Below are 19,853 nucleotides of genomic sequence, written 5' to 3'. Positions count from 1 at the left end.
AGGTATATGTCTATTATGATTGAATATAATTCCTTTTTGAGTCAATATAAACAGCCTTTTGGTGCTGCTTTAAAGCAGACAAGACACCAATTTAGCATTCAAGTGACAGATGTCCAAGAATTGCAGCAAGTAAGTTTAGTTGTTTATCGTGATGAACAATGGGATGATCCAGAAGCCGTCATACCACTGAATGAACAGCAGACTGGTTTTTATACCGGTGAATTTTACCCAGCTTCGGCTGGGTTATATTTTTATTTCTTCAAAATTCAGACGGTAACTGAGGCCATTTATTATGGTTGTCAAAATGGCGGTTTAGGTGGTTTAGGGCAAGTTTATGACCAGCGTAATGCGGTACAGATGTATCAGCTGACTTGTTTAAAATCGGAAGATAAACTGCCTAAGTGGTATCAAAATGCGGTATTTTATCATATTTTTGTGGACCGCTTTTATAATGGCAATGCCGATGGTCATGTGAATGCACCTAAGCCAAATAGTTTTATTTATGGGACGACAAATGATCTGCCTTATTATGTCAAAAACAAACAAGGTGAAATTGTCCGTTGGGATTTTTATGGCGGCAATTTAAAAGGAATTGAAGCAAAATTACCTTATCTTAAAGATTTGGGCATTACTGGCATTTATTTAAGTCCGATTTTTGAAGCCCGGAGTAATCACCGTTATGACACCGGGGATTACTTAAAAATTGATGGGGTTTTAGGGACGTTAGCCGATTTTGAACATTTCTTAAATACGGTCCATCAATTAAAAATGCATGTTATTTTGGATGGGGTATTTAATCATGTAGGGGCTGATAGCCGTTACTTTAATCTTTATCAAACTTATGAAACCAATGGGGCTGCTGATCATAAAGATAGCCCGTATTATGATTGGTTTACGTTTAAAGATTATCCTAAAGATTATGACAGCTGGTGGGGGGTTTTAGATCTGCCGGCGATTAATAAAGATGCACAAAGTTTCCATGATTTTATTGCCTCAGATGATCAAAGTGTCATTGGTTATTGGACAAAATTAGGCGTTGATGGTTGGCGGCTGGATGTGGCAGATGAGTTAAATGATAAGTTCATTTTTCAAATCCGCCAAACATTGGACCGCTTTAAAGATAAAGTATTGATTGGTGAGGTTTGGGAAGATGCCAGTCATAAAGTGAGTTACGGCAGTCGCCGGCATTATATTGAAGGTGGCGGTCTAGAGGCGGTTATGAACTATCCTTTACGTCAGTTGTTATTGGATTTAGTCAATGGTAAGCTCACACCAACGGATTGGGTTCAGCAAATTTTGACGTTGAAACAAAATTATCCAAAGACGGTGTTTAATTATAACTTTAATAATATTGGCACCCATGATACGCAAAGAGCGCTGACAGTTTTGAACAATGATCGTCAAAAATTTCAATTATTATGGCAATTATTTTTGACATTGCCAGGGGTGCCTTGTATTTATTATGGGGATGAAGCCGGGGTTAAGGGGGATGTGGATCCAGATAACCGCCGCTTTTTCCCTTGGCATCATGAAGATCGGCAGTTACAGCAATTTGTCAAAAATCTTGTTCATCTACGGCGTCAAGATTTGGCTTTTAGTAACCAGGCCGAGTTCGAACCATTTTCTGGTGGCAACTGGTTTGGTTATTTGCGGCGCAACGGGACCCAGGGCCATTTGTGCTTAGTGAATCCAAGCGCAACTGCGCAGTATTTAAAAGCAAGCGATGTGCAAGTGGAAACATTACCGCCGGATTTAGCAAAAGCGGTGCAAAGACAAATTTCAGGTGTAAAATTAGAGCCTTATGAATTTTTAATTTTTCCCTGTCCCAAACCGTAATTATGCTATAATTAATACGATTTGAATTTGATTTGAGAGGATGCAGGCAATTGTCATTATCACTTTATGCATGTATGTTAATTTTAAAAGAACATCATTTGCTCAAGAGCAGTGCGATCCAAAAAGACTTGGATACCAAAATGACGGATATCACTTATGACTCTCGCAAAGTTAAAAATGATGCGATATTTTTCTGTAAAGGCGATAACTTCCGCCCAATTTATTTAACGATGGCGAAAGATAATGGGGCGATCACCTATGTCGCTGAGCAGCCTTATCCAGAAGGTAAAGGGATGAATGCCTTTATCGTAACGAATATTCAAAAAGCAATGGCTTTATTATCTGCGGCGTATTTTGACTATCCGCAAGATGATTTATTTGTGATTGCTTATACCGGAACGAAAGGTAAGACCACTTCGGCTTACTTTACAAAAGGTATTTTAGACATTACAACGAAACACAAAACTGCGCTATTTTCTACTTTAGATCGTATTGTTGGACCTAAACCGGAGCAGCAGTTTAAGTCAGATTTGACGACACCTGAGTCATTAGATTTATTCCATGATATGCGAGAAGCTGTAGATAATGGGATGACCCATTTGATCATGGAAGTTTCTTCGCAGGCTTATTTGCGAAACCGGGTGTTTGGGTTAACTTATGATGTGGGCTTTTTCTTAAATATTTCATCAGACCACATTGGCCCTAATGAACATCCCGACTTTGATAATTATCTACATTGTAAATTACAATTATTGGTTAATGCCCGCAAATGTATTATCAATGCAGAAACAGATCATTTTGACGAAGTTTATGCGGCAGCTCGGACAACAACAAATCCGAATAGTATCTATCTATTTGCAGCAGCTGATTACCAAACACCACAAAATGTAGAAATTGATTTCCGCTTTGAAAGTAAAGAAGCGGATTTAGGAACGAGTCGATTTATTTTCACACCAGTTTCTGAAAAAGCACAAGTACTAAATGTACAAGGCGATTATCAACTGAGTCTAATTGGCGACTTTAATGAAAGCAACGCTACAGCAGCGATTATTGCTGCTGCTTTTGCAGGCGCAGATACTAAGGAAACCCAAGATGGCTTAGTCAACGTCCGCATCCCTGGACGGATGGATACTTTAGCCGTGCCGGGACATGGACAAGTTTATGTGGATTATGCCCATAATTATGTGAGCATGAAAGTGTTATTGCGGTTCTTACAGCATGAATACCAAGATCCAAGATTAATTGTCGTTGTAGGTAGTCCTGGGGACAAGGGCGTTTCTAGACGGCCGGGCTTTGCCAAAGTCTTGACAGAATATGCCCAAGTGGCCCTTTTAACAACGGATGACCCTGGTTTTGAAAATCCACAAAGTATTGCGGAACAGATTGATAAAGACATTGATCATAATAAAGTGGACGTGTCGATTGTATTGGACCGCAAAACGGCAATTAAACAAGCAATTATGATGAGCCAACCCGGCGATATTGTTGTATTGGCGGGCAAGGGGGCAGATCCTTATCAAAAAGTAAGAGGGATTGATACCCCTTACGAAACAGATTTAGCGATTGCTCAACAAATTGCAGATGAACTTTGAGTGAAATGAGTGTGGAAGTAGATTATGCAGCAGTTTTTTACAATTATTGGTGGGATGGGCACAGCAGCAACTGAAAGCTATTTGCGTTTGTTAAACGAACGGACGCCAACCCATAAAGATCAAGATTATTTGAATTATATTTTAGTCAATCATGCAACTGTTCCAGATCGGACCAGCTACATTTTAGATCATACTCAGCCTAATTTTTATCCAGACTTGTTGGAAGATATTCAGCAGCAAAGTCAGCTGAACCCAGCTTTTTTTGCCATTGTCTGTAATACGGCCCATTATTTTTATGATGAGCTGCAAGCAGCCACGTCGATTCCAATTTTGCATATGCCAAAAATTGCAGTGGACACAATGGTGGATCAATATCCGAATTTATCGGCAGCTGGTCTAATCGCTACGGAAGGGACGATCGCAGACGGGATCTATCGTAATGAGGTAGAAAAAGTCGGCCGTGAAGTTATTTTAGGCGACCCAAGTATTCAAGAAAAAGTCAATGAGCTGATTTATCGAGATATCAAGGAACAAAATTTTGTAGATGGTAAACTCTATCACGAAATTTTGGATGACATGATTAACAAACATCACTGCGGTGTTGTGATTTTGGGCTGTACAGAGCTATCCTTAGCTCAAGAAATGGCACCAGATCATGATTATCCCGTGATCGACCCCCAAAGCATTATCGCAGATAAAAGCATTGAATTAGCCTTGAAAGTCAGACAATTAGGGCATATTTAAAGAGCGCGAACTGGAGCGGGAAAGCCTCGAGCACTAAAAACAAGCCAGATCAAAGTGTGGTATGCACTTGATCTGGCTTGTTTTTTTACATCTGCCATCCATGACTGTCTAAGGCCATATCCCGCTTGAGCATCTTAGAGACATAGGGATTACCAGCTACAAAATAACGCAAAGGTTTGGCCACCCAGCCGCCATTTTTACGGACGCCAATCCGGGGGCTTTCTTGAATTTGTATTGGGCGTTTAAAAGTTGTTAGATCAATTGTCAAAGGTGCTTGATCTAAGTGTGCCAAGTTCAAGTTAGTGTCTTGAATACCTAGAGCCTGCATCAATTTACCTGGTCCATTAGTAAGCTCATAAGGTTTAGGCCGGGGCCGATTTTGGGTCATAATGGTTAAACCAATCGTTGGTTCAATGCTTCTAATTAAGATGCCTTGCGGTTCATCTTTGGCTTGGGTCGCAATATCAAAGCAAAATTGACCGTGCCGCTGATAAATATAAATAGTACCTGGTGTACCATAGAGTGCCTCGTTGGCTCTAGAACGGTGTCCTTGATAAGCATGAGCCGCAGAATCTTGCTGGCCTAAATAAGCTTCAGTTTCAACAATCAAACCGCCCACTGCGCCATGGGGACCATGGTATAACAAAGTTTTGCCTAATAAATCTTGGGCAATGGCCGGTGTTGGTCGGTGGTCAAAAAAATCGATTAGTAACGTAAGCATAACCCTCTTTATTTAAAATTTGAATAATTAAACTAATGATAACATGATTTTGGAATAAAACATCATTTAAATCAAGCTATACCATACTTAGAAAATATTATTTGTGCTATACTTTTAGGTAGCATAATAAATTTAAAAATCGCTAATACTAGGGATTGTGATTAATATGGACTTGAAATTAGAACGAATTTATACTAAAGAACCCGATATGTCAGGGTATCGAATTTTGATTGATCGATTGTGGCCCCGAGGGGTTTCAAAAGTAAAGGCTCACTTAGATTTATGGGCGAAGTATATGGGGCCGTCTAAAGAATTACGACAGTGGTTCAATCATGAACCGGCTAAATTTCCAGAATTCAAACAACGTTATTTGGCAGAAATTCAAGCCAATCCAGAACACCAGGATTTTTTGGCGTTAGTTAATCAGACATTAAAAAAACAATCGGTGATCTTACTTTATGGTGCCAAGGATACCGAAAATAATCAAGCAGTGGTGTTAGCAGAATGGCTAAATAAAAATAAGGAAACTAAATAAATTTTAGATTTCTTGACAGGCTTGACAGGTATGATAATATAAAACTATTCGCATATTAAAAAATTGCTTAATAAACTAAGCTGTTTGAACCAAGGCTTTTTAAGTCGTGGATGACTCATAAAAATGAATAAACTTTATAATAAAATACGAGGCTGAGGCAAAATCCTAATTTTGCCCCAGCCTCCTGTGCGTTTTAAGGAGATAAATGAGACAAGCCACATATGAATTATGATGCAAAAAACATAGCGACTCGAAAAACAAAACCGCGGGAGGATACTTTTTTGAAGAAACATTATTATTTAACAATAGGTGCTTTATTATTACTGTTGATGACACTTTTAGGAACAACACAGACGGTTCAGGCCAGCAGTCAGAAAATTCAAGTTGTGACCAGTTTAGATTTTTATGGTGAGGCAGCTAAAGCTGTTTTAAAAAACAAGGGCAGTGTCAAGGTGATTATCAATAAGCCGAGCATGGATCCCCATGATTTTGAACCAACGACTAAAACGGCGAAACAAATCGCTAAAGCCGATTTTATTATCTATAACGGGTTAGGTTATGACGGTTGGATGGATAGTTTGCTGAAGGCGACAAGTGATCAGAAGACAACGATCAATGTGGCCAAAGATATTGCTAAGCGTAAGGATGGTGCTAATGAGCATGTTTGGTATCGGCCAAACACGATGATTAAATTGACTGAAAAGCTCGTTAAAGATTTCAGCAAGCAGTCTCCTAAAAATGCAAAATTTTATAAAAAGAATGGCCAGGCTTATATCACAAAATTAAAAAAAGTTGATAAAAAATTAGCGACCTTAAAGGCCAACAAAACAAAGTCAAAAGTGGCAGTTACCGAACCGGTCTTTAACTACATGCTGGCTCAAATGGGCTATCAAGTCGTTGATCCGGAATTTGCGCAGGCCATTGAAGAGGGGACTGATCCTACGCCTAAAATTTTGAATCAGCTGCAAGAAGATATTGCTAAAAAGAAAGTAGAGTTTTTGGTCGTCAATCGGCAAACGGACTCTAAGATTGTGACGACGATCAAAGAAACAGCCAAACAGTATGATGTACCACTTTTATATGTTACCGAAACTTTGCCCGCAAATAAGACTTATACAACATGGATGTTGAGCCAATTAAAGGCATTAGACAAAATTCAACAAAAGGCGGCTTAAACGTAATGACAACTGAACCAATTCTAGATATTCAAAAGTTGGTTGTCCGTTTTCCGGACAAAACAGTGTTAAAAGATATTGATTGGACGATTCAAAAAGGCGATATGGTCAGTTTGATTGGGGTGAATGGTGCGGGGAAAACCACGTTGATTCGCGCGATTTTGCGACAGTTACGACCAACCTCTGGTCAAATTGTAACCCATCCGAAACAAATCGAATACGGTTATGTACCGCAATTTCGTAACGTTGATCCGGACTATCCCTTATCTATCAAAAGTTTTGTCGGTCTAACCCGGTTGAAGCATCGGCTGCCATTTTATTTGCCTAAAGAACACCAAGCTTTGGTTCGGGTTTTGAAACGGACAAATTTGGTTCAGATTCAAAATAGCCGCTTAGGTAAAGCGTCCGGCGGTGAAAAACAGCGGGCTTACTTAGCCCAGGCTTTAATCAATGAGCCGGATTTATTGATTTTAGATGAATCAACGGCTTCGTTAGATGTGCAGGCTAAAAATGAACTAATGCAATTAGTGCGGCATTTGAATGAGACAGAGGCGTTGACGGTAATTTTTATTACCCATGATTTTGAATTAGCGAAGCAGTATACTAAGAAATTTGCTTTTTTGCATGATGGTGCGTTAGATACTGGGGCTATTGAAGATTTGACGGATGACTTTTTAATGAAGCATGTTTAATTCGTTTTACAAAATATTTTTAGGTCTCTGAGGAGGAAATAATGTTCGTATTTGAATTTATGCGTAATGCTTTTTTAGCCAGCACGTTTATTGCCATTACTTGTGGCTTAGTTGGGGTTTTTGTTGTCGGCCGCAACTTATCATTTTTATCCCATACATTATCTGAAATTGGTTTTGCTGGGGCTGCCTTTGGGGTTTTTGCCGGTTTATCACCATTAAATGGGATGTTGTTATTCACTGGTGCCAGTTCATTGATTGTTGGTGGCTTAAGTTCTCAACGTTCTCGCCGAGAAGCTTCAATCAGCGCCGTATCCAGTCTTTTTATCGGTTTGGGTATTTTATTTTTATCATTGTCTAATAAAAATGCCAGCTATGCGACCAATATTTTATTCGGTAGCATTGTGGGCATTAGCGTGGCTGAAGTTAAGCAGCTGGTACTGTTATCCGTAGTTGTGATTGCAGCGTTACTCGTTGTTTACCGCCAATTGGTTTTGGATTCTTTTGACGCGACGGGGGCTGTTTCCCAAAGTATTCACCGTAAGTCATTATCCATGTTTTTCTTAATTCTATTAGCATTGTCCGTAAGTATTGGGGCTCAAATTGTAGGGTCACTGTTGGTCTTTATTTTGTTAACGTTGCCGGCAGCCAGTGCGCAATATATCGGTCGAAGTGTCCCGCAAATGTTAGTGGCGGCTTTGAGCTTTTCGTTGCTGGGGGTTTGGTTTGGACTGTATCTGGGCTACGTGACAAATTGGCCAGTGACGTTCTTTATTGCAACAATCGAAGTTATCTTTTATTTAGCCGCATTAGTATATGATCGCCGCGGTACAAAATAAGTGATAAAAAAAGTTTGCGATTAGAGCTTTCATAATGAAAAGCTTTAATTGCAAACTTTTTGGTTTTTATAAATAACTATTAACTTCATTGGGAAAACACAAGATATGCTGTGCGTCAGAGTTTACAATGGCTAGGGCTTCTGGTAGATTGAATTGGTCATTGACTAACTTGATGGACCAGTTGTCATGATAGTGAGGTGTTTCTTGGCGAAATTTGATCGTGCAGTAAATGTGATCTTGTTCAATTGTAAAGTACTGGACTTGACCCGGACGCACGTTTTCCAACCAAAGACTATCCGTGTAAGACCAAACCAATTGTATGAAAAAATGCGGCGTTGCGTATTCGACAGCGTCACTCACGACTTTTGGAGAACTATGGTTATATTTTGGACGTCTAATGTTAATCTACCTCATTTCAAATTTGTTTATATTTACATTAACTGATTAATGAATTGTTATTAGCATACTAGATAGAAGGCATTGGGACAAGGGACTTTAGTCCAATGTAATCAAATTGATAGATTGTTGAATGTTTGTCACAATTCTGTTAAAGAGTAATAAAAATAAGGACGATTGTTAAAATTATTTAGATAACGATAAAAAGATCCCTGAGTATAAAACTCAAGGATCTTTTTTAGTTGCTGTTTGGGTTGATTTTTTGAAACGCGCTTACTGGAGCAAAGCTCTCACATAACTACGCCTTACTCACAAGCCAAGACCGGGCTTATGTCGTAAGTCTAGGTTATGTGCATTGTCAACCCGTAGCTTGTCGCGCTCTTATCCTAATAATTCTGTTAGTTCGTCCAATCGGGTTTCAAAGATTTTGAAGGCGTCTTTTAGGTAGGTTGCTTGGGTCATGTCTACGCCGGCGGTTTTCATTGTGTCAATGGCGTAGCTGCTGCTGCCGGATTTCAGGTAATTTAAATATTTATCTAAGGCTGCTGGCTGTTGGGTGGTGATTTGATGACTTAAGAAGGAGGCTGCTGCAAAGCCAGTGGCGTATTGATAAACGTAATAATTCATATAAAAATGCGGAATTCTAGACCATTCAAGAGCGATTTGATCGTCATTAATTACGCTATCCCCATAATATTGACCATTTAATTTTTGGTAATACTGGGACATGAATTCGGCGGTCAATGGTTGGCCCTTGGCATCTGCTTGATGAATGTAATGTTCAAATTCAGCAAATTGTGTTTGCCGATAGACGGTACCTTTGAAGCCATCTAAATAGTAATTTAAGATGTAAGCCCGGACAATCGGATCTGTTTGTGTTTTTAATAGGTACTCTGTTAGCAGATTTTCGTTAGTTGTGGAAGCAATTTCAGCTACAAAGATAGGATAGTCACCATAAACATAAGGTTGATTATGACGGGTATACCAACTATGCACGCTATGGCCGGTTTCGTGAACTAAGGTATACAAGTTGTTCACGTTGTCTTGCCAGTTTAATAATTCATAAGGCGGTGTGTCGTAAGAGCCGCCAGAATAGGCACCGGAACGCTTGCCTTGGTTCTCCATAACGTCGATATAACGATTGTCAAAAATTTCATCAACATGACTGAGGTAATCTGGGCCTAAGATGGCAAGTGCATTTTTAGCCTCAGCTTTAGCTTGGTCGAAAGTATAAGTTAATGGGGCTGAACCGGTGAGTGGTGTATATAGATCGTACATATGCAGCTCATCAAGCTTTAAGATCTTTTTACGCAGGGCAACGTAGCGATGCAATAAGTCTAAATGGTCATTAACTTCATGAACCAGCGTATCATAGACAGATTCTGGAATGTGATTATTAGACATTGCTTTGGCCCGAGCGTCTTTATAGTGATGGGTTTTGGCAATGTAGTTATGGCCCTTTACTTCACCGGACAACGTAGCAGCCAATGTGTTTTTAAATTGACCGTAGACTTGATACAATGCAGTAAATGCCTCTTGACGCACTTTTTGGTCAGTGGATTCAATTAACGTGCCATAGACACCGTTAGATAGGCGAACTTGGTTGCCCGCTTCATCGTGAACGACAGGAAACTTTAAGTCAGAGTTGTTTAAAACGCTAAATGTGTTGCTGGGGCTGCCAAGAATTTCTCCGGCAGCGGCAATTAAAGCTTCAGTTTCAGGCGCCAAAACGTGAGGCCGATTAGCAGTAATTGTATCTAAGAAATGTTGGTATAAGGCAAGCTCAGGCGCTTGTTTGAATTCATTTAATTTTGCTTCAGGAATGGCCAAAATTTCAGGATCCAAAAAGGCAACATTGGCACTGACGGCAGTGGCTAAACTGCTAACTTGTGCTTGGTAGCCTTGATATTTGGCGTTCATTGTATCTTGGTCATTTTTTAAACTGGCATAAACATAGACTTTTTCCAATTGCTGATATAAGTCTAAAATTTTAGTCAGGCCAGCCACTAAAGCCGCTGCGGAGTGACCTAAAGTGCCTTGGACACTTTGGATCGCCGCGTTTTGGTCTTGGACTGCTTTAAAAGCCGCTTCAAAGTCGGCATCGGTTTTAAAAATTTTTGTGAGATCCCAAGTTAACGCTTCAGGGACATCAGATCTTTTAGGTAGTTGTTTAATTGCTGCCATAATTTACCTCCAGATTCTATATTAATTTTATGATAACATACTGGCAAAAAATGGGCTGATAAAAAACATAAAACTAGGCACGTGGCCGGCTTAGCGAATACACATCGTTTTTGATTTGTGGTATAATCATTTTTTTGTTGGTACTTTGAATAAAAACCGCTATAATATCATCATGGGATACTTAAGATAATTATTGAGGAGTCTGTATATTAATGCCAAATAATTCACGGCACGGCAGTGGTTCTTATCACGCCAAAAAAAGCGCACACGCGTATTTAAAGATCTTTTTACTGGTGATCTTAACAGTTGGCTTTGCAGTCAGTGCCTACGCTTTTCGTTTATATTCGCAAGCAAAAACAGCGGTAAACGCAACTTATCGACCAGTAGACAATAAGGAAGTTTCAACGAACATAAAAAATGGCAAACCACTATCTATTTTACTGTTGGGTGTAGATACCGGTGCTGAAGGCCGAATTGATAAAGGCAATTCAGATACAATGATTTTAGCAACGGTCAATAAAGATAAGGAAAAAGTCAATTTAGTCAGTATTCCGCGGGATACAATGGCTAAGATGCAGTATAAGAACAGTTCAAAGTTTAATATTCAAAAGATTAATGCAGCCTATAATCTAGGCAGTTCCAGCATGGCCATCAGTACAGTTGAAAAACTCGTCAACGTACCGATTGACTACTATGTAACCATTGATATGAGTGCACTATCCAAAATCGTTGACGCGGTTGGTGGGATAGACGTTGATGTACCTTTTAGCTTTAATTATGATTGGCAGAACTTCAAAAAAGGTAAGATGCATTTAAATGGGAAGCAGGCGCTGGCATATTCGCGGATGCGTTATGAAGATCCGGATAACGATTACGGCCGTCAAAAGCGGCAGCAGCAAGTCATCAAGGGGATTATCAACTCTGCAATGTCCTTGAACACATTGACGAATTTTGAAAAAATCATGAATACATTATCAGACAGTGTGGCCACCAATTTGTCATTTGACGATATGTTGAGTGTCTATGAGAACTATAAGAAGGCTAGTAAAAATATTAAGTCTGATCATATTCAAGGCCGCAATGCTTGGATAGACGGGGCATCGTATCAAGTTGCGCCAACCTCTGAATTGCAGCGGATCTCTAACAAATTACGGAAATCGCTGGAATTAGATGCAGAAAAATTGAGCAATGAAGAAACGAAACAAAATAAATTAAATCCAAATTTCTTTGCCAACGAAGAATCTGAAAACTATACGGTGTTCACACCCGCACAGCAGGCAAGTCTGACGGGCAGCAGCGACAGTACAAGTAGTTACGGTAGCAGTAGTGACTACGGCAGCGATACATTTAGTTCTGTCGGCAACCCGTAAAACACGCTGTAAAAAAATTTTAACGTCAGGTTAATTTAAGAACCTGGCGTTTTTTGCGTGATAAACCGGTTATTTGAAGCCACAATATATAGTGGTTTCTTTAAAGGAAACAATAGCTTTGACACAATATATGGTTGCAATCTGACTATTAATCTCGTATGATTGAAACAGACATTTTAGGAGGAGCTGAGCAAATGTTAGAAACACGCACAGACCAAACGGATGCTTTGAAAGCCATTCAAGTAATCAAACGTGACGGCCGAATTGTAAGTTTTGATCCGGAAAAGATAACTAACGCCATTAGAAAATCAGCAGTCGCAACAACGGGCGAATTAAGTCCGATCGACTACCATGAAATTGAAGAGCTCACAGGTATGATTACCGGCGAAATCAAAGAACGCTTTGAAAAAAACGTAAAAATTTATGAAATCCAAAATATTGTTGAACACAAATTATTAGAAAACCATCAATATGATTGGGCAAAAGATTATATTAATTATCGGACGCAAAAAGATTTTGAACGTAATCAAGCAACCGACATTAATTTCACGATTCAAAAATTGTTACATAAAGATGCCACTGTCGTTAATGAAAATGCCAATAAGGATAGTGAAGTCTTTAACACGCAACGTGATTTAACAGCCGGAACCGTGGCTAAGGCTATTGGCTTAAAGATGTTACCACCAAAAGTAGCAAATGCCCATTTGAAAGGTGATATTCACTGGCACGATTTGGATTACCAACCTTACAGTCCAATGACCAACTGCTGTTTAATTGATTTTAAAGAAATGTTAAACCATGGCTTTAAAATTGGGAATGCGGAAGTTGAACCCCCACATTCTATTCAAACAGCCACAGCACAGATGTCACAAATTATCGCAAACGTCGCATCTAGTCAATATGGGGGCTGTTCTGCAGATCGGGTTGATGAATTATTAGCACCTTTTGCACAAAAAAACTACGATAAGCATTTAAAAGATGCCAAAGAATGGATTGACGATCCAGAAAAACAAGCCGCTTTCGCCAAATCAAAAACTAAAAAAGACATCTACGATGCAATGCAAGCTTTGGAATATGAAATTAACACGTTATATTCTTCTCAAGGCCAAACGCCATTTACAACTTTAGGTTTTGGTTTAGGGACGAACTGGATGGAAAAAGAAATTCAAAAATCCATTTTGAAAATCCGGATCCAAGGCTTAGGTAAGGAACATCGGACAGCAATTTTCCCTAAATTAGTTTTCAGTATCAAACGGGGCTTAAATTTAAATCCTGAAGATCCTAACTATGATGTGAAACAATTAGCCGTTGATTGTGCCACAAAACGGATGTATCCTGACGTTTTGATGTATGACAAACTGGTTGAATTAACCGGTTCTTTCAAAGCACCAATGGGTTGCCGCAGTTTCTTACAAGGCTGGAAAGACGAACATGGCCAAGAAGTTAATTCTGGGCGGATGAATTTAGGTGTTGTAACGGTTAACTTGCCAAGAATCGCTTTGGAAGCCCAAGGTAATCAAGACAAGTTCTGGGATATTTTACAAGCACGCTTAGATATTTGTAAGGAAGCTTTAGTCTTTAAATTGAACCGCGCTAAACAAGCTTTACCTGAAAATGCACCAATTTTGTATCAATATGGTGCTTTTGGCAAACGGTTAGAACGCGGTGAAAGCGTTGATGAACTATTCAAGAATAAGCGGGCAACCGTTTCTCTAGGCTATATCGGCTTGTATGAAGTGGGCACTGCCTTCTTCGGTCCAGAATGGGAACACAATGCAACCGCTAAAGCCTTTACAGTTGATGTTGTAAAAGCCTTGTACAATGCTTGTCAAGACTGGGGCGAAGAATACGGCTATCACTTTAGTGTTTATGCCACACCATCTGAAAGCTTAACGGATACATTCTGTCGTGCAGACGAGAAGAAATTTGGCGAAATTAAAGATATTACGGATAAGGAATACTATACAAATAGTTTCCACTATGATGTTCGTAAAGCGCCAACGCCATTTGAAAAGATTGATTTTGAAAAAGATTATCCTAAATATAGTGCCGGTGGTTTCATTCACTATTGCGAATATCCAAACTTAAAACAAAATCCAAAAGCTTTAGAAGCTGTCTGGGATTATGCCTATGATAAAATTGGTTATTTAGGCACAAATACGCCAATTGACCAATGTTTCAAGTGTGGTTATAAAGGTGAATTCAAACCAACTGAAAAGGGCTTTGAATGCCCTGAATGCGGCAATCATGATCCAGCAACTTGTGATGTTGTTAAGCGGACTTGTGGCTATTTAGGCAATCCGAACCAACGTCCAATGGTTCACGGCCGTCATGTTGAAATTGCTAGTCGGGTGAAACACATGAGCCTTGGAAATGATCAAAATACAGTCGCTCGACAATAGAATGGATGATGTAAACACATGGATAAAACGTACCAACGCCCTAATGATCCTCAACCAAAAGAATGGCTGTCTTCAGAATTAAGCGAACAATATATTGCCAGCTATAAACCATTTAATTTTGTAGATGGGGAAGGCGTCCGTTGTAGTTTATATGTCAGCGGCTGCCGTTTTAACTGCCCTGGCTGCTACAATAAAGCTGCGCAAAACTTTCATTATGGTCAGGTTTACACCCAAGAGCTTGAAGACAAAATTATTGAAGATTTGAGTCAGTCTTATGTCCAAGGCTTAACCTTATTAGGTGGAGAACCCTTTTTAAATACCGAAGTAACGCTGCAGTTGTGTCAGCGTGTACGGGCAGAGTTTGGCCATGATAAGGATATTTGGAGCTGGACAGGCTATACTTTTGAAGAATTACAGCAGGAAAGTTCAGATAAGTTGGCTTTGCTTAATTATTTAGATATTTTAGTAGACGGTCGATTTTTGGCGGCGCAAAAAGATTTGACGTTGCAGTTTAGAGGCAGCGCCAATCAGCGGATTATTGATGTGCCTAAAACATTAGCGCAAGACAAAGTTGTTTTGTGGGATAAATTAATCAAATAAAGCTAAAAAAATAGGCTTGACCATTGATGAAGTCAGTACTTCAGAAGGTGGTTAAGTCTATTTTTGTAGTTAAATTTAAGATTTTGGTGCTTCAAAACGGGCTTGTGAGGTTGGCTTTAAAGGCTCATGACTGTAGTCTTCATTATAGTAATTAAGATAAGGAAATTGGATTGTCATTGTGGTACCAACTCCGACTTCAGATTGCACGCTGAGATGATGGCCTAACTTTTCACATAGCTGCTTGGCCAAATACAACCCTAAACCAGTGGCATGCTGATTGGCCAGCCGACCATTGGTACCGGTGAACCCTTTGTCAAAAATTCGTGGTAAATCGGCTGCTGGAATACCCACGCCATTATCTTGAATATCTAAGTAACGACCGCTATTGTCCTGACGCAAAATAATTGATATTTCGCCATTTTCAGGGGTATACTTGAGTGCATTAGAAATAAGTTGATTGATGCTATATTGCAACCATTTTTCATCAGTGAGGACGGTTAGCTCAGTGTCACTAATATTAAAATGGATATGTTTTTGAAAAAAGTAAGTCATATTTTCTTGGACAACTTGAACGGTTAATTTACGAAGCTGATATTCCCGGAGTAAGTAATCATTTGAAAAATTCTCTAAGCGGGAGAAATATAAAATTTGATCCACATAATGGTTAATTTTGGCCCATTCTTCAAGTAATTGCTGCTGGGTTGGCTTTTCTAAGGTCGTGGCGGTTGTTTCCAGCAGCAGTTTAGTAGCGGCAAGGGGAACTTTAATATCATGAACCCAACTTTCAATGAAAGCCTGTTGATCTTGCTGATGTTGAACGAGTGTATTCACTTGATCATGGTGATAGTCTAGCAATTCATTGATATGGGTCTGAATAAAAGCTTGTGTATGATTTTGAGCACAATCCATGGGGACGTCTAAAGCTTCAGCTTTTAGTTCATGATGCATAGTCAAGCCCTGATACCAACGGGAACGGTAAAAATAAACAACAATCAAAAAAATGATGTATAGAACCGTTAAAATACTGTCTAAATAAAATAAATAGGCTAATGGTACCGGATAGTCCGGCAATAGCCATAGACCCACATCTAAAAGCAGTAAGCCTAAAATCCAAAAAATAGTATGGGGTAAGTGATCCAATAAATAAGCTTTAATTTTCATAGATTGCCTCAGGGAATTAAATAGCCTTGGCCGACTTTGGTCTGGATATAATTTTGGACACCAGCGGCTTCAATTTTTTTGCGGAGACGGTTAATATTGACGGTCAGTGTATTATCATCCACAAAGCGTTCATCTTCCCACATGTCTCTTAAAAGCTCTTCACGGCTAATAATTTGGCCATGACGCCGCATGAGATATTGTAATAGACGGTATTCGTTTTTAGATAAATCAACAGTTTCATCATTAATTTCAGCAGTGCCACTTTGGAGATCTAAGATGACACCTTTATGTTTGATCACATCTTGTGTCTGTTCTGTATAATTATAAGTGCGCCGCAAGAGGGCATTAATTTTAGCGATTAAAACTTCCATTGAAAAAGGCTTACTGATGAAATCATCCCCGCCCATATTCATCGCCATCACCATATCCATATTTGTATTGCGGGATGAAATAAAAATAATCGGTACTTTAGAAACTTCACGGATCTTTTGATTCCAATAAAAACCGTCATAAACGGGTAGATTAATATCCATTAAGACCAAATTAGGTTTTTGTGCCACAAAAGTATTCAAAACTTCATTAAAGTCATCGATTTGAATGGCTTGAAACTGCCATTTCGTCAAGTTATCGGCGATGAGTTGACTAATGGTCGTATCATCTTCCACGATCATAATTTTAAACATAATTTTCACCTCTAGCATAAGATTACCGATAAGTTATGTTTTTGACAAGTATTTCAGAAAATAAGACTAAGGTGCCCTGTGGGATGGATTCAGGTTTGATATGATAAAAGTATTGCAGCAGGGGGGAAATAGTTTGCATATTTTAGAAGCGCAACAACTTACGAAAATTTATGGGCATCATTTAAGTTTAAAAAAGGCTTTAACCAACGTATCTTTAAGCGTTGAGCAAGGTGAGTTTTTAGGAATTATGGGGCCTTCAGGTGCTGGAAAAAGTACATTGTTGAATTTATTATCCACCATTGATACCCCAACAAGTGGCCGGGTTATGATGGATGGCCGGGACATCACCCATTTAAAGGGCCATGCGTTAGCTGAATTTCGGCGGCGTCAGCTTGGCTTTATTTTCCAAGACTTTAATTTATTAGACGCTTTAAAAGTACGGGAGAATATTGTTTTACCTTTGGCGGTTAATCGCTTGCCGGTAGATCAGCTGCAAGGGGCTTTGACCCACGTGGCTTCGGTGCTGGGCTTAAGCGAGTTGTTGGATTATTATCCCAGTGAACTTTCAGTGGGGCAGCGGCAGCGGGTGGCTTCGGCTCGGACGTTGATCGTTAAACCGCAATTACTTTTTGCAGACGAACCCACTGGCAGTTTAGATTCCCAGTCAGCCACGGAGTTTTTACAATATTTACAGACGATTAACGGCCAGGAAAAGATGACGATTATTATGGTCACCCACGATGCGTTTACCGCAAGTTTTTGCAAGCGAATTTTGTTCATTAAAGACGGACAGATTTTCTCTGAAATTATCCGACAAGGCGACCGACAAGAATTTTTTGATCGGATCATTGATATGCAGGCAACCATTGGCGGTGGAGGCAAAACAAATGCTTTACGATCTGGCGATTAAAAATATTAAACAAAATTACTTGTTACATAGTATTCATATTGTGATCACCGCGCTGGCTGTGCTTGTTTACTTCGATTTTTCACTGATGGCGGCCGATCATAAATTAATACGGCTATATCAAGATGTTTTACCGGCAGACCAAATGCTAACTTTCTTTAGTATTGTCGTAGCTGTCTTACTCATTGTTTTTTCTATTTATTGGAATCGGCTGTTATTGAAACAGCGGTATCAAGATATCGGTTTATTGCAGCTCATGGGGGGCAAGATTTCTAAAATTGTCCTATCCATTTCACTCGAGATTTTGATTAGTGAACTTATCGCATTTGGTATCGGTATTTTATTAGGGCTTTTATTTTATAAATTATTAGCCATGATACTGTTAAAAATTAGTGTTTTTAAATTAAATATTGGTTTTTTTTATGCGACCAAGCCACTATTATTAACATTGGCCTTAATTCCAATTTTACAAATTATTATTTTCCTTAATAACTTAATTACGATTAAACGGCACAGCTTGATTAAATTATTGAAAAAAAAGGACAGCAACCGTTATAGTCCGGTGCCCCAAAACCGCGCTTATCTTTTAGGCGTTTTGGTGATCGGTTTAATGGTAGCTGCAGTTGTCATGACCCAACATGTCTTCCGGCTGACTTATGAATTATCTTGGTTATTGCACTTACCAGAAAGCTTTAGTTTTCTATTGGTTTTTTTGATAATTGTAGGTATTTGGACGGTTGGGATGTACGGCCTTTTCCGGATTGTTTGGCCGTTGATTTTTAAATTAATTGGTCAGAATAAGCGTTTTTATTTTAAAGATACCCACATGTTTACTTTGGCGGAACTGCGATCTTGGTTCATTCAAAATTACCGTTCACTCGCCGTCATGAGTCTATTGATGGGCGTCGCTTTTTCGATGATTGGGATTGGGACGTTATTATCCCGTTACGGCATGGCCAGTGTAGATGGGTATACCCCATATAGTGTGTTAACAACGTCTAAAAAACGCGCGGCCGTCGTCGACCAGCTGGCCAAAGAGCGGGTGTCTTATTATGAATTGGCGCCAATGCATGGGACAGTCATTCCGATCAGCTATCACTTGCAGACGGTGCTGGGGGATGATTACGTCAGTGTCGCCAATCCAGGGCTTGTTTTGACCACGACAACTTATAATTATTTTGCGAAGCACCATCACGTTAAGACATTGAAATTAAAAAATCATGATGCGGCTTTAATTTTACCAGTGACAAGTATTATTCATGATCGGCAGTATCAAGAAACTGGCAAGCGGCCCCGGGTTAAAATTGGAGAATATGCGGATTTGAATTTTAATATTGTCAAATTATCAAATCATTTTCCATTAGGCCAAGCATTATCTTTTGATATGGCGGTTGTTGTGAATCCGAGCGACTATGCTAAACTATCAGAAGGTATCCGAGAAACTTATTATGGGTTTATATTGCCTAAAAATTTATCCAGTAAAGCTGCGGATCAAATTGCGGCTTTGGATCAAGTGCAGTATTATCACATGACGGATAGCTATTTAATGAAATATGGCAAAGGCACCAGTAAAAAAAATCCGAGTATTTTTTTCCACAATCAAGTTTATTTGCGGCAAGATCAACAGCGGGATATGCGTACGGCAATTGGCCTGATGATGTTTACCGGTGTTTTTGTGAGTTTAGTATTTGTGATTGCAATTGGTGAGTTATTGATGCTAAAGCGGCTGACAGTGGCGCAAGAGCTAGAAAAAGACTATCAGACGTTATTAAAAATTGGTGTCGGGCCAAAACGCTTAAAGCGTGATATTATTTATACACAGGGTTTTATTTATTTGTTACCGTTAGTCTTAGGTTTTTGCCAATCGTTAATGGTGGCTGGTGTTTTAGGTATCTTTGTCAATCGGCCGAGTTTACATCTGCTCTATTTAATCACGGGGGTATTCACGCTGATTTACGCCATGCTTTACTTATTAACAACGGCGTTTTATATACGGACAATTCATATTTAGAAAAAGGG

17 protein-coding genes are annotated in these 19,853 nt (G+C 39.3%); 12 read left to right on the top strand and 5 right to left on the bottom strand.

The window, feature by feature from the left end; translation table 11 throughout:
- Positions 1-15 precede the first annotated feature (15 nt).
- From EKM93_RS00995 to EKM93_RS00985, 3 genes are read left to right on the top strand one after another with little or no spacing between them, the layout of a single operon-like run.
- Entirely contained in the window at positions 16-1,836 is a 1,821-nt protein-coding gene (locus EKM93_RS00995; protein ID WP_225423592.1) for a glycoside hydrolase family 13 protein, read from the top strand.
- 50 nt (positions 1,837-1,886) lie between these two features.
- A complete protein-coding gene (locus tag EKM93_RS00990; protein WP_125712147.1) occupies positions 1,887-3,428 on the top strand; it encodes a UDP-N-acetylmuramoyl-L-alanyl-D-glutamate--2,6-diaminopimelate ligase in 1,542 nt (513 codons plus the stop codon).
- A gap of 24 nt (positions 3,429-3,452) precedes the next feature.
- Positions 3,453-4,172 (top strand): amino acid racemase, encoded by a 720-nt coding sequence (locus tag EKM93_RS00985; RefSeq protein WP_125712145.1) that lies wholly within the window; start codon positions 3,453-3,455, stop codon positions 4,170-4,172.
- 85 nt (positions 4,173-4,257) lie between these two features.
- On the opposite strand, the gene EKM93_RS00980 is transcribed toward EKM93_RS00985, so the two are convergent.
- Positions 4,258-4,893, bottom strand: a complete 636-nt coding sequence (locus EKM93_RS00980) for a DNA-3-methyladenine glycosylase (RefSeq protein WP_125712143.1) — start codon at positions 4,891-4,893, stop codon at positions 4,258-4,260.
- A gap of 166 nt (positions 4,894-5,059) precedes the next feature.
- On the opposite strand from EKM93_RS00980, the gene EKM93_RS00975 reads away from it, so the two are divergent.
- From EKM93_RS00975 to EKM93_RS00960, 4 genes are all read left to right on the top strand, one after another.
- Positions 5,060-5,428 carry a DUF488 domain-containing protein gene (locus EKM93_RS00975; RefSeq protein WP_125712141.1) on the top strand — a complete coding sequence of 123 codons (369 nt, stop codon included), beginning with the start codon at positions 5,060-5,062 and terminating at the stop codon, positions 5,426-5,428.
- A 281-nt stretch (positions 5,429-5,709) separates the two neighbouring features.
- Complete coding sequence (locus tag EKM93_RS00970) at positions 5,710-6,603, top strand: metal ABC transporter solute-binding protein, Zn/Mn family (RefSeq protein ID WP_164506947.1); 894 nt, start codon at positions 5,710-5,712, stop codon at positions 6,601-6,603.
- Between the two features lie 5 nt (positions 6,604-6,608).
- Complete coding sequence (locus EKM93_RS00965; RefSeq protein WP_125712137.1) at positions 6,609-7,295, top strand: metal ABC transporter ATP-binding protein; 687 nt, start codon at positions 6,609-6,611, stop codon at positions 7,293-7,295.
- 41 nt (positions 7,296-7,336) lie between these two features.
- Positions 7,337-8,131, top strand: coding sequence for a metal ABC transporter permease (locus EKM93_RS00960; protein WP_125712135.1), 795 nt, complete (start codon positions 7,337-7,339; stop codon positions 8,129-8,131).
- A 66-nt stretch (positions 8,132-8,197) separates the two neighbouring features.
- Here the strand turns inward: EKM93_RS00960 and EKM93_RS00955 are convergent, their stop codons facing one another.
- Positions 8,198-8,491 (bottom strand): DUF960 family protein, encoded by a 294-nt coding sequence (locus EKM93_RS00955; RefSeq protein ID WP_164506946.1) that lies wholly within the window; start codon positions 8,489-8,491, stop codon positions 8,198-8,200.
- Positions 8,492-8,908: 417 nt separating this feature from the next.
- A complete protein-coding gene (pepF, locus tag EKM93_RS00950) occupies positions 8,909-10,702 on the bottom strand; it encodes an oligoendopeptidase F (RefSeq protein ID WP_191988469.1) in 1,794 nt (597 codons plus the stop codon).
- Positions 10,703-10,923: 221 nt separating this feature from the next.
- Between pepF and EKM93_RS00945 the strand changes: the two genes are divergently transcribed.
- The 3 genes from EKM93_RS00945 to nrdG all read left to right on the top strand — a co-directional run bounded on the left by EKM93_RS00945 (position 10,924) and on the right by nrdG (position 15,083).
- Complete coding sequence (locus EKM93_RS00945; RefSeq protein WP_125712129.1) at positions 10,924-12,081, top strand: LCP family glycopolymer transferase; 1,158 nt, start codon at positions 10,924-10,926, stop codon at positions 12,079-12,081.
- Positions 12,082-12,275: 194 nt separating this feature from the next.
- Complete coding sequence (gene nrdD / locus EKM93_RS00940) at positions 12,276-14,483, top strand: anaerobic ribonucleoside-triphosphate reductase (RefSeq protein WP_125712127.1); 2,208 nt, start codon at positions 12,276-12,278, stop codon at positions 14,481-14,483.
- An 18-nt stretch (positions 14,484-14,501) separates the two neighbouring features.
- Positions 14,502-15,083 carry an anaerobic ribonucleoside-triphosphate reductase activating protein gene (gene nrdG / locus EKM93_RS00935; protein ID WP_125712125.1) on the top strand — a complete coding sequence of 194 codons (582 nt, stop codon included), beginning with the start codon at positions 14,502-14,504 and terminating at the stop codon, positions 15,081-15,083.
- A gap of 75 nt (positions 15,084-15,158) precedes the next feature.
- Here the strand turns inward: nrdG and EKM93_RS00930 are convergent, their stop codons facing one another.
- Together EKM93_RS00930 and EKM93_RS00925 are read right to left on the bottom strand one after the other, a co-directional pair.
- Entirely contained in the window at positions 15,159-16,244 is a 1,086-nt protein-coding gene (locus EKM93_RS00930; RefSeq protein ID WP_125712123.1) for a HAMP domain-containing histidine kinase, read from the bottom strand.
- An 8-nt stretch (positions 16,245-16,252) separates the two neighbouring features.
- Entirely contained in the window at positions 16,253-16,927 is a 675-nt protein-coding gene (locus EKM93_RS00925; protein ID WP_125712121.1) for a response regulator transcription factor, read from the bottom strand.
- 133 nt (positions 16,928-17,060) lie between these two features.
- Here EKM93_RS00925 and EKM93_RS00920 point away from each other — a divergent pair, with 133 nt between their 5' ends.
- Positions 17,061-17,837 carry an ABC transporter ATP-binding protein gene (locus EKM93_RS00920; RefSeq protein WP_318530787.1) on the top strand — a complete coding sequence of 259 codons (777 nt, stop codon included), beginning with the start codon at positions 17,061-17,063 and terminating at the stop codon, positions 17,835-17,837.
- Positions 17,815-19,845, top strand: coding sequence for an FtsX-like permease family protein (locus tag EKM93_RS00915; protein WP_125712117.1), 2,031 nt, complete (start codon positions 17,815-17,817; stop codon positions 19,843-19,845). Before EKM93_RS00920 ends, EKM93_RS00915 begins: the two co-directional genes overlap by 23 nt.
- Positions 19,846-19,853 lie beyond the last annotated feature (8 nt).

Origin of the sequence: Agrilactobacillus yilanensis, from assembly GCF_003946725.1 — a bacterium.
Lineage (GTDB): Bacteria > Bacillota > Bacilli > Lactobacillales > Lactobacillaceae > Agrilactobacillus > Agrilactobacillus yilanensis.
The sequence above is the reverse complement of the archived record's forward strand: the minus strand, read 5'-3'. Positions and strand labels throughout refer to the sequence as shown.

Bases quoted from the DNA above. Each gene is read 5' to 3' on its own strand.
- EKM93_RS00995 (WP_225423592.1), top strand. From the start codon at position 16: ATGATTGAATATAATTCCTTTTTGAGTCAATATAAACAGCCTTTTGGT.
- EKM93_RS00985 (WP_125712145.1), top strand. From the start codon at position 3,453: ATGCAGCAGTTTTTTACAATTATTGGTGGGATGGGCACAGCAGCAACT.
- EKM93_RS00980 (WP_125712143.1), bottom strand. From the start codon at position 4,893: ATGCTTACGTTACTAATCGATTTTTTTGACCACCGACCAACACCGGCC.
- EKM93_RS00975 (WP_125712141.1), top strand. From the start codon at position 5,060: ATGGACTTGAAATTAGAACGAATTTATACTAAAGAACCCGATATGTCA.
- EKM93_RS00965 (WP_125712137.1), top strand. From the start codon at position 6,609: ATGACAACTGAACCAATTCTAGATATTCAAAAGTTGGTTGTCCGTTTT.
- EKM93_RS00960 (WP_125712135.1), top strand. From the start codon at position 7,337: ATGTTCGTATTTGAATTTATGCGTAATGCTTTTTTAGCCAGCACGTTT.
- EKM93_RS00945 (WP_125712129.1), top strand. From the start codon at position 10,924: ATGCCAAATAATTCACGGCACGGCAGTGGTTCTTATCACGCCAAAAAA.
- nrdD (WP_125712127.1), top strand. From the start codon at position 12,276: ATGTTAGAAACACGCACAGACCAAACGGATGCTTTGAAAGCCATTCAA.
- nrdG (WP_125712125.1), top strand. From the start codon at position 14,502: ATGGATAAAACGTACCAACGCCCTAATGATCCTCAACCAAAAGAATGG.
- EKM93_RS00930 (WP_125712123.1), bottom strand. From the start codon at position 16,244: ATGAAAATTAAAGCTTATTTATTGGATCACTTACCCCATACTATTTTT.
- EKM93_RS00925 (WP_125712121.1), bottom strand. From the start codon at position 16,927: ATGTTTAAAATTATGATCGTGGAAGATGATACGACCATTAGTCAACTC.
- EKM93_RS00915 (WP_125712117.1), top strand. From the start codon at position 17,815: ATGCTTTACGATCTGGCGATTAAAAATATTAAACAAAATTACTTGTTA.